The 13325-nt window shown below is 66.1% G+C and carries 12 protein-coding genes and 2 tRNA genes; 8 read left to right on the forward strand and 6 right to left on the reverse strand.

Going from position 1 to position 13325, the window contains the following annotated elements; translation table 11 throughout:
- Positions 1 to 13: 13 nt before the first annotated feature.
- On the reverse strand, positions 14 to 946 hold the full coding sequence (locus AAAZ40_RS06235; protein WP_476659558.1) for a recombination-associated protein RdgC: 933 nt from the start codon (positions 944 to 946) through the stop codon (positions 14 to 16).
- 193 nt (positions 947 to 1139) lie between these two features.
- Between AAAZ40_RS06235 and AAAZ40_RS06240 the strand changes: the two genes are divergently transcribed.
- From AAAZ40_RS06240 to AAAZ40_RS06250, 3 genes are all read left to right on the forward strand, one after another.
- A tRNA-Arg gene (locus AAAZ40_RS06240) sits at positions 1140 to 1216 on the forward strand.
- A gap of 96 nt (positions 1217 to 1312) precedes the next feature.
- Positions 1313 to 1450, forward strand: coding sequence for a BrnT family toxin (locus AAAZ40_RS06245; RefSeq protein ID WP_476659559.1), 138 nt, complete (start codon positions 1313 to 1315; stop codon positions 1448 to 1450).
- Positions 1428 to 1724 carry a BrnA antitoxin family protein gene (locus tag AAAZ40_RS06250; RefSeq protein WP_476659560.1) on the forward strand — a complete coding sequence of 99 codons (297 nt, stop codon included), beginning with the start codon at positions 1428 to 1430 and terminating at the stop codon, positions 1722 to 1724. Before AAAZ40_RS06245 ends, AAAZ40_RS06250 begins: the two co-directional genes overlap by 23 nt.
- Before the next feature lie 160 nt (positions 1725 to 1884).
- Here the strand turns inward: AAAZ40_RS06250 and AAAZ40_RS06255 are convergent.
- A tRNA-Ser gene (locus tag AAAZ40_RS06255) sits at positions 1885 to 1972 on the reverse strand.
- 407 nt (positions 1973 to 2379) lie between these two features.
- Between AAAZ40_RS06255 and AAAZ40_RS06260 the strand changes: the two genes are divergently transcribed.
- On the forward strand, positions 2380 to 2904 hold the full coding sequence (locus AAAZ40_RS06260; RefSeq protein WP_476659561.1) for a hypothetical protein: 525 nt from the start codon (positions 2380 to 2382) through the stop codon (positions 2902 to 2904).
- 12 nt (positions 2905 to 2916) lie between these two features.
- Here the strand turns inward: AAAZ40_RS06260 and AAAZ40_RS06265 are convergent, their stop codons facing one another.
- Complete coding sequence (locus AAAZ40_RS06265; protein ID WP_476659562.1) at positions 2917 to 5820, reverse strand: EAL domain-containing protein; 2904 nt, start codon at positions 5818 to 5820, stop codon at positions 2917 to 2919.
- Between the two features lie 193 nt (positions 5821 to 6013).
- Here AAAZ40_RS06265 and dinG point away from each other — a divergent pair, with 193 nt between their 5' ends.
- Positions 6014 to 8221 carry an ATP-dependent DNA helicase DinG gene (dinG, locus tag AAAZ40_RS06270; protein ID WP_476659563.1) on the forward strand — a complete coding sequence of 736 codons (2208 nt, stop codon included), beginning with the start codon at positions 6014 to 6016 and terminating at the stop codon, positions 8219 to 8221.
- Between the two features lie 36 nt (positions 8222 to 8257).
- Here dinG and AAAZ40_RS06275 read toward each other — a convergent pair whose 3' ends face one another.
- Positions 8258 to 8689 carry a DUF4395 family protein gene (locus tag AAAZ40_RS06275; protein ID WP_476659564.1) on the reverse strand — a complete coding sequence of 144 codons (432 nt, stop codon included), beginning with the start codon at positions 8687 to 8689 and terminating at the stop codon, positions 8258 to 8260.
- A gap of 127 nt (positions 8690 to 8816) precedes the next feature.
- Between AAAZ40_RS06275 and dcd the strand changes: the two genes are divergently transcribed.
- Together dcd and AAAZ40_RS06285 are read left to right on the forward strand one after the other, a co-directional pair.
- On the forward strand, positions 8817 to 9383 hold the full coding sequence (gene dcd / locus AAAZ40_RS06280) for a dCTP deaminase (RefSeq protein WP_476659565.1): 567 nt from the start codon (positions 8817 to 8819) through the stop codon (positions 9381 to 9383).
- A 125-nt stretch (positions 9384 to 9508) separates the two neighbouring features.
- Positions 9509 to 9880, forward strand: a complete 372-nt coding sequence (locus AAAZ40_RS06285) for a cupin domain-containing protein (protein ID WP_476659566.1) — start codon at positions 9509 to 9511, stop codon at positions 9878 to 9880.
- On the opposite strand, the gene AAAZ40_RS06290 is transcribed toward AAAZ40_RS06285, so the two are convergent.
- Together AAAZ40_RS06290 and AAAZ40_RS06295 are read right to left on the reverse strand one after the other, a co-directional pair.
- Complete coding sequence (locus AAAZ40_RS06290) at positions 9862 to 11313, reverse strand: sensor histidine kinase (protein WP_476659567.1); 1452 nt, start codon at positions 11311 to 11313, stop codon at positions 9862 to 9864. The genes AAAZ40_RS06285 and AAAZ40_RS06290 overlap by 19 nt on opposite strands.
- Positions 11310 to 12005 (reverse strand): response regulator transcription factor, encoded by a 696-nt coding sequence (locus AAAZ40_RS06295; RefSeq protein WP_476661702.1) that lies wholly within the window; start codon positions 12003 to 12005, stop codon positions 11310 to 11312. Before AAAZ40_RS06295 ends, AAAZ40_RS06290 begins: the two co-directional genes overlap by 4 nt.
- 337 nt (positions 12006 to 12342) lie before the next feature.
- On the opposite strand from AAAZ40_RS06295, the gene AAAZ40_RS06300 reads away from it, so the two are divergent.
- Complete coding sequence (locus AAAZ40_RS06300) at positions 12343 to 13308, forward strand: tripartite tricarboxylate transporter substrate binding protein (RefSeq protein ID WP_476659568.1); 966 nt, start codon at positions 12343 to 12345, stop codon at positions 13306 to 13308.
- Positions 13309 to 13325 lie beyond the last annotated feature (17 nt).

Consider the following 13325-nt stretch of genomic DNA (forward strand, 5'->3'; position numbering starts at 1 on the left):
AACCCGGTGGTGCTCAAGCCGCCGTTGTCGGGGCAGCCGTGCCGGCTTGAGCCTGCAAGCCCCCCAGGGCCTGGGTGAGGTCGCCGATCAGGGCGCTGAGCTCGGCGGTGGCGATGGTGGCGTCGGCGTCGAAGCCGCCTTCCTCCTCGGCTTGGCCGTGCTCGGCAAAGACCCCGTCCAGAAACTCGATCTTGCTCAGGCTGCCGCTCTCGGCCAGCACGAAGCGCACCCGTCCCTCCCAATCCAGCGCCAGCTTGGTGGGCAGCTTGCCTTGGCCGATGTGCAGGCGCATCTGCTCGTCGTCGAGCGGGTGGCGGGTGAACTTGACCGCGGCCTTTTGCTCGTCGGCCGCCTTCAGCTCCACCTCCTGCCCGGGCGCAAACTGGGGCGGCCAGTCGTCGGCGCCGCCACTGAGCCAGTTGGTCATCGCCACTTGGGGCGAAAGCTGGGTGTGCCAAGGCCGGGGCTGCAAACCCGTGAACGATTTGAGCAGGGTGCTGATGGCCTCGTCGCAGCGCGCGCTGCTGTTGCTGTCCAGGGCCAGCCGGCCGTGGATTGGGTCGATCCACAGCATCACGCTGCGGCTCTGCGCAAAAGCCATGGGCAACAGCTGCTGCACGATCTCGTCGCGCAGTTGGCGCTGCTCGCGCCGCCCCGGCTGACGCCCCTCGCGGGCCGCGATCTGCTCCAGCCGCTCGTCGAGGTGGCGCTGCACCACCGCGCCCGGCACGCGCTTATGCTCGCTTTGCAGCCGCAGCAGGCGCTGGCCGTTGACCAGCTCCACCAGCGCGCCGTGCTCTTTGCCGCGCGGCGGCACCCAGCCGATCGAGTGCTCTTGGCTGGCCATGCAGGGCACAAAAGGCGCCGCGGACAGCGCCTGCTCCATGGCCTCGAGCGTGGGCAGCGTTTGCGGGTCGAGAAGGCAGAGAGTGAGTTGTTTGAACACGGTGTGCGGCAGAAGTACGAATTAAGATTTAAATGCTAACAATGATTTTGCAGGCTCTGCTGCATTTTAGTACAAGCCCGGTGCCGTTCGCTCATCCCGCCTGGGCTGCGTCCCAAGAGAGCCCAGGGAGGAGATTTTTTCTGCGCGCGCGCCAAACCGGCCCGAAGTTGGCATAGAATTCGGTCTTCAGCAAGCGGCTGTAGCTCAGTTGGATAGAGTACTTGGCTACGAACCAAGGGGTCGTGGGTTCGAATCCTGCCAGCCGCGCCAAAACTTAGGTTTTAAATCAACGGGTTAACCCTTGTTAGGGGTTGGCCCGTTTTTTTTGCTGGGGGCTGTGGGGGGCTCGGCGCGGATGAGGAGAGGGTGGTGGCTATTGGATACATCGGTGACCGGCTACACGCCGTGTTGTTCACGCCCCGCGCTGGCAAGGTGCACGTCATCAGCCTGCGCAAGGCGAACAAACGAGAGGTGAAGCAGCATGAGCAAAAAGCCCAACCCTGAACTGCTGGACGACGAAAATCCAGAGTGGACGGCAGAAAATTTCGCCAAGGCACGTCCTGCCAGCGAGGTGCTGCCTCAGCTTTTCGGTGAGAAAGTAGCCAGGGAAATGCTCAAGCCCCGTGGCCGCCCGCGTGTCGAGTTTCCGAAGGAACGCATCAACATTCGGCTGTCGCATGAGGTGGTCGAACACTTCAAATCGGCAGGCGTTGGCTGGCAGACACGCATCGACAGCGCCTTGCGCCAGTACATTGCAGAGCACCCAAAAGCCCGTTGAGCGTCGGTGGTGGGGCCCTCGCAGAAGGTCAGGTCGTAGGCGGGGGCGAGATGCCAAGTCTGGTCTTATGCCATTCTGCGCTGGTTTCGTCCTCATGGGCGTGGCGCAGCAGAGGGTTGCCGATGAGGTGGGCGGGAGCTGCGCCGGTGTCCTCTGTGTTTGGCGGAAGCGGTGAGATTCGAACTCACGAACGGTTGCCCGTTGCCGGTTTTCAAGACCGGTGCAATCGACCACTCTGCCACGCTTCCTGCGGTTCAACGCCAAGTTTTTGATTGTAAGCTGGCGGGCTGGCTGTAGCCGACAGGGCCGGTGGCGGGGGGGGTGACGGGATGTCGGCTTGTAGGGGATTTTCGGACTTCAAGTCCAGCCGTTTTCCGACTCATGGCGGCGCGCTGCGGGCATACAGTGAAATCCATGCGGGCTGCATGGTGCACCTGCAAACGCTGGAGCCCACGACATGATGACGATCAGCGACGCCACAGGCGTCAGAACCCATGTTTCCATCCGGCCAAGGTCAGTTGCGGCAAGCGGTGAGAGGTCGGCAAACCGAACCGAGTATTGGCCCTTCACGCTGCGCCTGGCCAGCGGTGCGCAGGATCTGGCCAAGGTGCTGGAGATTCGGCACGGTGCCTATGCCCGTCATTTGCCACCGACCATGACAGCCTCGTTGCGCGAACCCGAAGCGCTGGACGGGGCCGATGGGGTGGTGCTGCTGCTGGCCGAATCCAAGCTCGACGGCGCGCCCATGGGCACCATGCGCATCCAGACCAACCAGGGGCGGCCGCTGGCGCTGGAGCAATCGGTGCAACTGCCGCAGTGGATGCAGGGCCTGCCGCTGGCCGAGGCCACGCGCCTGGGTGTGAGTCTGGACGGCACGGCAAGGCTGGTCAAAGTCGCCCTGTTCAAGGCCTACTACCTGCTCTGCCTGCAGGCCGGAATCCGCTACATGGTGATCACGGCCCGCGCACCGCTGGACCGTCAGTACGAGCGCATGCTGTTTCAGGACGTGTACCCACACCTGGGTTACATGCCGCTGTCCCACGTATTCAATCTGCCGCACCGGGTTTTGTACCTAGATGTGCAAAATGTGCGTCAGCGCTGGGAGGAGGCCGGGCATCCTTGGTGTGATTTCATGTTCTACACCGAGCACCCCGACCTGCAGTTGCCATACAAGCTGTGAGGACGTCGAGGGTCATCCGGTGCGTGGCAACGCCGCTGCGGGCAGATCGGCGCCGAGCACCAGATCGACGTGATCGAGTTCGCTCGGAGCCAAGGTGCTGAGGTAGGCCTTGAGCCGGTCGTCGGCGATGAAATCGGCCCCCGAGCGGGCCGCCAGCATGGCTTGCGGCGTCTGCGGCCGGGCCACCACGTAGCCTTGCACGTAATCGACTCCGATTTCGGCCAGCGTTTCCACGGTTTCAAAGTCTTCGGCCCATTCGGCGATGGTTTTCATGCCCAGGTTTTGCGCCAGGCTGACGATGGCTTCGACGATCGCCACGTTGGCCGGGTGCCGGTTCATGTTGACGATGAAGCTGCCGTCGATCTTGAGCAGATCGGCCGGCAGTTCCTTCAGGTAGGAAAACGAGGTGTAGCCGGCCCCGAAGTCGTCCAGCGCCACCTTGGCGCCGGCGGCGCGCACCCGGTCGATGAAGCGGTGCGTGTTGTCCATGTCGTGCAAGGCCACGCTTTCGGTGATCTCCAGGCAGATCCGAGGTGCCACCGTGCGGTGGCGCTCGAACATGACGAACACATCGTCGATGAAGCGCTCGTCGTTGAGCGAAGCCCCGCTCAGATTGACGCAGACGAAGCGGTTTTGCGCCAAGGCCTGCTGGTGCTGCTCCAGCCAGGCCAAGGTCTGGGCCAGCACCCAGCGGTCGATCACGCCCATGCGGCCGGCGATTTCGGCGGCCTGTATCAGGCGCGCGGTGGGCACCAGTTGGCCGTGTTCGTCGTGCATGCGCAGCAAGACTTCGAAGTTGTGCGACCCATGCGGCGTGCGCAACGACATGATCGGCTGCATCTCCAGATACAGGCCCGCGACCGACTGCTGGCTGGCCAGTTGTTCGACCAGATGCAGCTGCGCTTCGTGATCGCTGAAGATGCCCGAGCTGCGCTCAAACACCACCAGCGTGTTGCCCTGGCCCTTTTTGGCCATGCGGCAGGCGTGGTCGGCGGTGGCGATCACGTCTTTGGCCAGGCTGCCGGTGGCGACTTCGATCAAGCCGATGGAGCCGCGCACCTGGAAGGCGCGCTCCCCGACCTGACAAGCGCTGCCGCCGATCTGGTGCAGGATTTCCCTGCACACGGCCTCGGCCTGCGCCAGCGGCGTGTGCGGCATGACGATCAAAAACTCGTCGCCGCCGACGCGGCCCAGCTGCATCCTCTGGATCAAGGGGATTTGGGCCCGTTGGCACACGGTGTGCAGCACGGTGTCGCCGGCGGCATGGCCATAGAGGTCGTTGATGAGTTTGAAGCGGTCCAGATCGAGGTAGGCCACCGCCAGCGGATGGCCGCGCGCCAGGTCGGCCAGGCCGTTGCCCAGCACCTGCTCGATGCCGCGCCGGTTCAGCACCTTGGTCAGGGTGTCGTGGTGCGCCAAAAACCGCAGGTGTTCGGTGGCCTGGGCCTTTTCGGTGATGTCTTGCAGGGTGCATTCGAGCTTGTCGCCGGCCAGGGCAGCGCGCACCTGAAAGCGCCGCCCCGGTTCGGGCCCGGTCTGGTGCAGCAGCTCGAGTTCGGCGGTGCCGTGCCTGCGTGTCTGCTCCAGCAGGGCATTCCAGTGGACGGGGCCAAAGCGTTCGGGCCAAGTCTGTGCGCGCAAACCCGCTTCAGTCTCGCCCAGCAGGTGTTGCAGGGCCGGGTTGGCGCTGCTCAGGTGGCCCTGCAGGTCGAGCGAGAACAGGCCGATCGGCAGCACTTCGTAGGTGTGTTGCAGCTCGGCCTGAGCCGCCAGCCGCTGTTGCTGCGCCAGCCGGATTTGCTCGGCGATCGCCAGCGAGGCCAGCAGACTGGAGGCCAGCGCGGCGGTGACGCTATTGAAGGCCCAAAGCAGCCCCTTGAGGCCTAATGCTGCCGCTGCAACTTCCAGCAAGCTGGCCAGCAGCGCAACCGAAATGGCAGCAGCGTACCAGACCGCCACTCTGGAGCGGGTGCGCATAAAGATTTTGGCCAGCAAAAACAGCAAAGCCAGCAGACTGAGGCCAGCACAAATCCAGATGATGGGCAAAAACTGAGCGTATGGCAGGACGACGGCCAACAGCAGCAGCGGCAGGCAACACCATTTGATGGCGGTACTCAGGTAGGCGTGCCCGACCTGGGCCAGCTCGTCGCGCAGCAGGGAGACGAACAGGGTAAAAGTGACCACGTAATACAACGCCAGCGTCAACGGCCGCATGGTTTGCAGCCATTCGTAGGGAATGGTGTGCCCCAGCCACTGCTGGTCCCAGCCCATCGAGAGCGCGGCCATGCGCAGGTTCACCACCAGCCAGGCGGCAAACAGGACGTAGGTGCGGTTGCGGTTGATCAGGCCGGCGATCAGGGTAAAGAGCGCCAGCACCAGAATGCCGCCGTCGAGCAGGCCCGAGCCACGGTGAAACTGCAGTTCGCGCTGGGACAGATCGGTGGCCTGCCACTGCAAGGCCGCGATGCGGCCCGGGCCGACCAGTGTGGTGCGACACAGCAAGGAACTGGCACCAGCGGGGTCGAAAGCAAAGCCGGCGCGGGCCAACTGCATGCTGCCCTGCAGCGGTTCGGAACGCGAGCCGCTGGCCAACAAGGTCAGGGTGCTGGCGTCCCAGCAAGCCAAGCCATGCGCATGGCGCGAGGGAAATTCGATGCGTATGGCTGAGGGGGCCGCAGGCTGGGGTTGCAGCAGCAGCCAGAAGGGCGTCTCCAGCAAATCGTTGTCCTGTTGCAGCACGGGGGCCGGTGCCGCTTGCGTCAGCCGCTGCAGGGCCTCGGCGGCCTGCCAGGTTCCCTGGGCGTCGTGCAGCACCTGAAACTGCAGCGCGGTGCCTTGGCCATGGGCGTAATGGCTGCTCCAGCTCCAGAGAGCCCACAGCGTCAGCAGGCCGAACAGAACGGGCAGCCAAAACACTGAAAGCGCCAGCAGCACACGGTCCAAGCCATGGTTGAGGCGGGACGGCCAAGCTGCAGACGAGGGTGAAAGTGGGGGCATAAACTGGGTCAGACCCGATGTGCTGATTGCTCCCCTTTGGCGTTGGGCTGCATTATGCGGCCAATTTCGCTGTGATCTGCGCATTCTGCGCTTGTGCCACACTCTGTGGCTTATGGACAAACCCGAACTGGCGCAGCAGGCGCTGGCCTGCTACGACCGCCTGCTGCAGCGCGACCTGGGGCTGCGGCCGCGGCCGGGGCAACGGCTGATGGCCGCACAAGTGGCGCAAACCTTCAGCCAAGCCGATCTGGGGCCGCTGGAGGCCTCGCAGGCGCTGCCCGGGGCGGAGCCGCAGCGCGCCTTGGCCGTCATCCAGGCCGGCACCGGGGTGGGCAAATCGCTGGCCTACTGCGCGCCGGCGCTGGCGCTGGCGCTCGAGCGCAACACGCGTGTGCTCATCAGCACCGCCACCGTGGCCTTGCAGGAGCAGCTGGTGCACAAAGACTTGCCGGCCCTGGTGGCGCAGTTCGAACAACCCCTGCGCTACGCCCTGGCCAAGGGCCGTGGCCGCTACGTCTGCAAGCTCAAGCTGGAGCGTCGCTTGGCTGGCTTGGGGGCTGCGCGCGGCAACGACGCCGCCGCCGACGAGGACCTGCACGAGGACGACTGGTTTCTCGAGCCGCAGCCGCCTCAGCCCGGGGGCGCCAGCGACGTGGACACCTTGCTGGCTCTGCAAGCCGATTTGGCCAGCGGTCGCTGGAGCGGCGACTTCGATGACTTGAGCCAGCCCCCTGCAGGCCCGCTGTGGCAGTCGGTGGCGGTGCAGGCCAGTTCGTGTGCGGCGCGCCATTGTCCGGTCTATGGCCAGTGCAGTTACTTCGAGCAGCGCAAGGAGCTGGTGGGGGCGCAGGTGATCGTGGTCAACCACGACTTGTTGCTCAGCACCCTGGGCTCGCGCACCTTGCCCGACCTCGACAACTGCCTGCTGGTGATCGACGAGGCGCACCACCTGCCGGCGGTGGCGCTGGAGCAGTTTGCCAGCCGCATGGACTTGAGCCGCCTGGGATGGATCGAACGCCTGGCACAGCGCGCCATGCGCGCTGGCGCCACCTTGGGGCTGGCAGAACTGGCCGGCGTACACGAGCAGGCGGCGGCGTTGCGCCAGGCCATGCAAGAGCTGGCGCGCTGGGTGGTGCAGCAGCATGGCCCCGAGCTGAGCGAGGAACCGGCAGGCTGGGCGCCCGAGCGCGTGGCCCGGCTCAGCCAGGGCCAAACGCCCGCTGCGCTGCTGCAGCCCCTGGAGGCGCTGCAGCGCAGCGCGGGTGCCTTCATCGACTCGTTGCGGCTGCTGGCCAAAGCCCTGCGTGCCGAAATGCGCGAGCAGCCGCAGCAGTCGCGTCAGCTCGCCACCCTGTACGCCCAGTTGGGCAGCCTGACGCCGCGCCTGGAGGCCGCGCACGAGACGGCGCGCCTGTTTTTGCAGCAACCCAGCCTGGGGGACGAACCGGTTGCCAAATGGTTCAGTGTGCAGTCTGCGGGGGCCGATGCGGCGCTGATGGCGCATGCCAGTCCGACCCTGCCGGGCAGCACCTTGCGCCAGCACCTGTGGGGCTCGGTGCGCGCGGCCGTGCTGACGTCGGCGACCTTGAGCAGCGGCGGGCGCTTTGATTATTTCTTGCGCGAATCCGGTCTCGAGCACGACCCGGACGCTTGCACGCTCGAAGTGCCCAGCCCCTTCGACTTCAGCCGCCAGGGGCGGCTGGTGCTGGGCGGTACCCGTGCCGACCCCAAGGAGGCCAGCGCCTTCAACGCCGAGCTGGTGTGCAGCCTGTTGCACGACCTGACTGCGGTGCGCCACGGGGCGCTGGTGCTGTTTACCTCGCGCCTGCAGATGCGGCTGGCTTGCGAGGCCCTGCCGGCGGCCCTGCGCGCACGGGTGCTGGTGCAAAACGAGCTGCCGCGCCAGCGCCTGCTGCGCTTGCACGCCGAGCGCGTGGCGGCTGGGCAGCCGTCGATCATTTTTGGCATGCAGTCTTTTGGCGAGGGCCTGGATCTGCCGGGCCAGCTGTGCGAGGACCTGTTCATCACCAAACTGCCTTTTGCTCCACCGGACGACCCGGTGGGCCAGGCGCGGGCCGAGTGGCTGCGCGCCGCTGGGCGCGATCCGTTCCAGGAGCTGGTGCTGCCTGCCGCGGCGATGCGGCTGGCGCAGTGGGTGGGGCGAGCCATCCGCACCGAGGACGACCAAGCGCACGTGGTGTGCTACGACCGGCGCCTGCACCAGAGCGGCTACGGGCGCCAACTGCTGGCGGGCCTGCCGGGCTTTGCGCGCATCGTGCGCGCGCCGCTCCAGCCGCTGCCAGAGCCGGCCGCGCGCTAGCCCGGCCGCTTGCCCCAGCGCGCGGGGCGCAAGGGCTTATGCGCTCGCCGGCGGAAAACGCCGATACCAAGCCCCATAGACCCAGCAGGCGGCGCAGAACGAAAACGCCCACTCCAGCGTGGCGAACACCACCAGTATGCCTGCCGGCACCATCCACAGGTCGCTGCCCGAAAGGAACAGCGCCAGCGACACGCTGCTGGCGATGAACAGGATCTTGTTGGCAAACATCTTGGCCCCGGCGTCTTCGAGCTTGCCGGCGCAGTTGGCGCGCAGCATCAGCGCTTTCCAGAGGTGGTGCGAGGGGCAGCGGTGGTGGCCGAAGAAGCCGCGCACCAAGCCCAAGGCGACCAGCAGCGCCATCAGCCAGGCGAAATTGAGCGCCAACGCCAGCGCGGCGACGGCAAAGGTGATGAAGGCTTCGAGGCGGATCACGTTGGACCAGACCTGGGGGACGTCGAAACGCAGCATGGAATACTCCTTTAAGAAACGGATGGGGGTATTGTAGCGGGTTCTGGCCAAGCGTGCACAGCGCTGGTCTGGGCGACCGGTCTGGGCGCTGCGGCGGCCCTACAATCGCTGCAAACGGAGTGCAGCAATGAGCATCAAGAGCGACAAGTGGATCCGCCGCATGGCCGAACAACAGGGCATGATCGAGCCCTTCGAGCCGGGGCAGGTGCGCCAGGCCGATGGCCAAAAAATCATCAGCTACGGCACCAGCAGCTACGGCTACGACATCCGCTGCGCGCGCGAGTTCAAGGTCTTTACCAACATCCACAGCACGGTGGTGGACCCGAAAAATTTCGACGCCAAGAGCTTTGTCGATTTCGAGGGCGATTCGTGCATCATCCCGCCCAACAGTTTTGCACTGGCGCGCACGCTGGAGTATTTTCGCATTCCGCGCAACGTGCTCACCATCTGCCTGGGCAAGAGCACCTACGCGCGCTGCGGCATCATCGTCAACGTCACGCCTTTCGAGCCCGAGTGGGAGGGCTTCGTGACGCTGGAGTTTTCCAACACCACGCCGCTGCCGGCCAAGATCTACGCCGGCGAGGGCTGCGCGCAGGTGCTGTTTTTCGAGAGCGACGAGGTGTGCGAGGTGTCGTACAAGGACCGCGGCGGCAAGTACCAAGGCCAGCACGGGGTGACGCTGCCGCGCGCCTGAGCGGGTTTGCGGCCCAAGGCATCGGCACGGCCCAGCGGCATCTTCAGCCGGTTTCAGCAGCCTGTTTCAGCCGCTTGTTTCAGCAGCCCATTCCAGTCCAGCCTGCACCCGTCCATCCAAGCGCCATGTCCGAGCACGATCTGTTCAGTTTCGGCCCGCAGCCCAGCGGCGAGCCCGAGCTTTCGCGCCCGCGCCGCGACCGGCGCATTGTGGGCCTGCCGCTGCGCCAGACTTGGGATTTGTTCGATGCACCGCTGCAGGGTGCGCGCGTGATCAGTACCGGCCTGTGGCGCAGCGAGGTGGGTGAATGGGCGATCGCTTTCGGCCCGACCGAGCGCGAGGTGTTCACGGTGCTGGAGGGGCGTTGTCGCATCCGGCGCGACGACGGCAGCCACGTCGAGGCCGGCCCAGGGCAAACCATGCACATCCCGCCCGGCTTCACCGGCTCGTTCCAGGTGCTGGAGGCGGTGCTCAAGGTTTATGTGATCGTGGAGTAGGGCGGCTCCACCAGGGGCAGCCGCACGCAGGCGCGCAGCCCGATGCAGCGGCCGTGCCCGTCGAGCCGGTTTTGCAGCTCGATCTGCCCGCCCAGCGTTTGCACGATGCCATGACAGATGGCCAACCCGAGGCCCGAGCCATGCGGGGCCTGCACCGCCGTGTGGAAGGGCCTGAAGGGGTTGTCGAGCAGATCCTGCGGCAGGCCAGCGCCGCTGTCGTCGATCGTCAGTTGGGCCCAGCCGCGCTCCGGTCCGGCCCGCAATTCGATGCGCAGCGCGCCCCCCGGCAGTGAGTGGCGGATGGCGTTGTGCAGCAGGTTGCGCGCCAGTTCTTTGAGCGACCACTCGTGCGCGCGCACGCGCAGGGTGGCGGCAGTGGGATCGAGCAGCAATTCGAAATCGAGCTGCTTGTCGGCCACCAGCGCGGCCACGTCGAGCGCCACCGCGCGCAGCGCCTCGGCCCAGGCCACCACCGGCACGTCGGCCTGGATGCGCAGCTGCTCGATTTTGGCCAGTGCCAGCATCTGGTTGGCCAGCTCGGTGGCGCCATCGACGGTCTGCATCATCTCGCGCAGCGCCAGCTGGGTATCGACGTCACCGCGCAGGGCCGATTGCAACTGCGTGCGCAACACCGCCAGCGGCGTCTTGATCTGGTGCGAGGTGTCGCGCACGAAGCGCTTTTGGTGTTGCAACAGATCGCTCAAGCGCGCCATGTGCTGGTTGGTGGCTTGCAGCAGGGGTTGCAGTTCGGTTGGGGCGGCGGCGCTGTCGAGCGGGCTGAGGTCGTTTTCGGGCCGTGCGGCCAAGGCGGCGCTGAGCCGGCGCACCGGCAGCGTGGCGCGCTGCACCACCACGAACACCACCAGGCCGATCAGGGCGATCAACAGGCTTTGGCGCCAGAGGGTGTCGAGCAAAATCTGGCGCGCCAGGGTTTGGCGCAGTTCCAGTGTTTCGGCCACCTGGATGGTGGCCATGCCCAGCCCATGCACCCCGGCCACCGGTTGCAGCAACACCGCCACGCGCACCGGCTCGCCTTGGTAGTGGTCGTCGTAAAAGTGCACCAGCGCGGCGTACAGGGTGTTGGTGGGCAGCCTGCCGCGCCAGGGCGGCAGGTCGGCAAAACCGGCCACCATTTCGCCCGAAAATCCGGTGACGCGGTAGTACAGGCGGCTGCGGTTGTCGGCCTCGAAGGCCTCCAGCGCCGCGTAGGTGAGCGAACCCAGCAGCCGGTGGCCGTGCAAGGCATCGGGCACCACTTCGAGCTGTTCGCCGATGGCTTTGGCGCTGGCCAGCAGGGTGCGGTCGTAGGCGGTGTCGGCCGCGTTCAGGGCCTGCTGGTACAGCACGTAGGCATTGAGCACCAGAAAGGCCACCACCGGCAACAAAATGCCCAGCATCAGCTGGCTGCGCAGCGAGCGTGGGGGCAGGTTCATTCTTGCGCCTTGAGCAGATAGCCCAGGCCGCGCAAGGTCACGAGTTCGACGCCGAGATGGGCGATTTTCTTGCGCAGTCGGTACACCACCACCTCGACCGCATCGGGCAGGACTTCATCGGCGTGGGGAAACACCCGCTCCAGCAATTGCTCTTTGGCGATGGCGCGCCCTGGGCGCTCGAGCAGGGCGCGCAGCAGCGCCAGTTCGCGCGGCGCCAGATCGAGCGCGCGGCCCTCGAAGTACACCGCGTTGCTGTCGGGGTCGGCGCGCAGACCGCAAAATGCGGGCCGTGCGCCGGCGTCGGGCGCGCGGCCAGCGCTTGCACCGCTGCTCTGGCTGCGCCGGTGCAGGGCGTGAATCCGGGCCTCGAGTTCGTCGAGGTCAAAGGGCTTGGGCAGATAGTCGTCGGCCCCGGTCTTGAGGCCGAGCACCCGGTCACCCACAGTGCCGCGCGCGGTGAGGATGATCACCGGGGCCGCAAAGCCGTTCTGACGCGCCTTGTGCAGCACCTGCAAGCCGTCGAGCCCGGGCAGGGTCAGATCGAGCAGCACCACATCGGGGGCGCTGGCGGCCCAGGCCTCCAGGGCTTGGCGGCCGTCGCTGCACAAGGCCACCGCAATGCCGCGCCGCTGCAACGAGCGCTGCAAGCTGGCTTGCATGGCAGGGTTGTCTTCGATCAGCAGCAGCTTCATGGTGGCTAGTGTGGCGTTGCGCGCTATCTGGAACATAAAACCGCGCCTTTTCGTCCCTGCTGTCGTTGCAAATCCGCGCCATAGTGGCACTATGGCTGTGGTTTGCGCCTAAGCAGGGCCAAAAATCCATCGGTTTTATTTGTCCCATCAAGCGCGCACCACCACACTGGAGATTATCGCCGTCTCGCTGGCGCTCGGGGGGGCGGCAGGGTTTTGCCACGCCATCCAAGTCCATGCAAGCGCAGAAAAATCAGGGAAAGTACCGAGGGTCCTGACAGCGCTTTGACAGCGTGCAGGCCGATCATCGAGGCCATTCCCACACCATCGGAGACTTGCCATGCGCCGCGACACCTTTCTCAAATCCTTGACGGCATTGGCTGCAGCCAGCGCCACCGGCTTGCCGCTGACGGCGTGGGCGCAGTCTGCGCTGCGCATGATGATTCCCGCCAACCCAGGGGGTGGCTGGGATCTGACGGGCCGTTCCCTGGGCCAGGCGCTGCAGGACGCCGGGCAGGCGCAGTCCGTGACTTTCGAGAACCGCGGCGGCGCCGCAGGAACGATCGGGCTGGCCCAGTTTTACAACGCGCGCCGCGGCGACCCCGATGCCCTGCTGGTGATGGGGGCCGTGATGCTCGGTGGCATCATCACCGGTCGGCCGCCGGTGAGCATCACCCAGATCACGCCGATCGCCCGCCTGACGACCGAGTTCAACGTGTTCGTGCTGCCCGCCAATTCGCCACTGCGCACCATGCGCGATGTGGTCGAGCAGCTGCGGCGCGATCCGGGCAGCGTGAAATGGGGCGGGGGGTCGCGCGGGTCGACCGAGCACGTGGCGGCCGCCCTGATTGCCCGCGCTTCGGGGGTTGATGCCGGGCGCATCAACTACGTGCCGTTTCGTGGCGGCGGTGAGGCGGTAGCGGCCATTCTGGGGGGCAACGTGACCATCGGCGGCAGCGGCCTGAGCGAGTTTTTGCCGCACATCCAGGCCGGGCGCATGCGCGCCATCGGCGTCACTTCCGAGCAGCGCCTGCCTGGGCACGACATCCCGACCCTGCGCGAGCAGGGCATCGATGTGGTGATCGGCAACTGGCGCGGCGTCTATGGCGCGGCGGGCATCACGCCGGCGCAACGGGCCGCCCTGACCGAGCGGGTGGTGCGGGCCACCCAAAGCCAGACCTGGCGCACGGCCTTGCAGCAAAATGGCTGGACATCGGCCCTGCTCACCGGGCCCGCCTTCGACGAGTTCGTGGAGCGCGATTTTGCGCGCCTGCGCGCGGTCATGGCCATGTCGGGCATGATCTGAACCGCCCGCACGCACCA

The sequence above is a fragment of the Serpentinimonas sp. SMBJO2 genome, assembly GCF_056341105.1.

Bases quoted from the DNA above. Each gene is read 5' to 3' on its own strand.
- AAAZ40_RS06295 (WP_476661702.1), bottom strand. From the start codon at position 12,005: ATGAAGCTGCTGCTGATCGAAGACAACCCTGCCATGCAAGCCAGCTTG.
- AAAZ40_RS06260 (WP_476659561.1), top strand. From the start codon at position 2,380: ATGACAGCCTCGTTGCGCGAACCCGAAGCGCTGGACGGGGCCGATGGG.
- AAAZ40_RS06290 (WP_476659567.1), bottom strand. From the start codon at position 11,313: ATGAACCTGCCCCCACGCTCGCTGCGCAGCCAGCTGATGCTGGGCATT.
- AAAZ40_RS06275 (WP_476659564.1), bottom strand. From the start codon at position 8,689: ATGCTGCGTTTCGACGTCCCCCAGGTCTGGTCCAACGTGATCCGCCTC.
- AAAZ40_RS06250 (WP_476659560.1), top strand. From the start codon at position 1,428: ATGAGCAAAAAGCCCAACCCTGAACTGCTGGACGACGAAAATCCAGAG.
- dcd (WP_476659565.1), top strand. From the start codon at position 8,817: ATGAGCATCAAGAGCGACAAGTGGATCCGCCGCATGGCCGAACAACAG.
- AAAZ40_RS06300 (WP_476659568.1), top strand. From the start codon at position 12,343: ATGCGCCGCGACACCTTTCTCAAATCCTTGACGGCATTGGCTGCAGCC.
- AAAZ40_RS06285 (WP_476659566.1), top strand. From the start codon at position 9,509: ATGTCCGAGCACGATCTGTTCAGTTTCGGCCCGCAGCCCAGCGGCGAG.
- dinG (WP_476659563.1), top strand. From the start codon at position 6,014: ATGGACAAACCCGAACTGGCGCAGCAGGCGCTGGCCTGCTACGACCGC.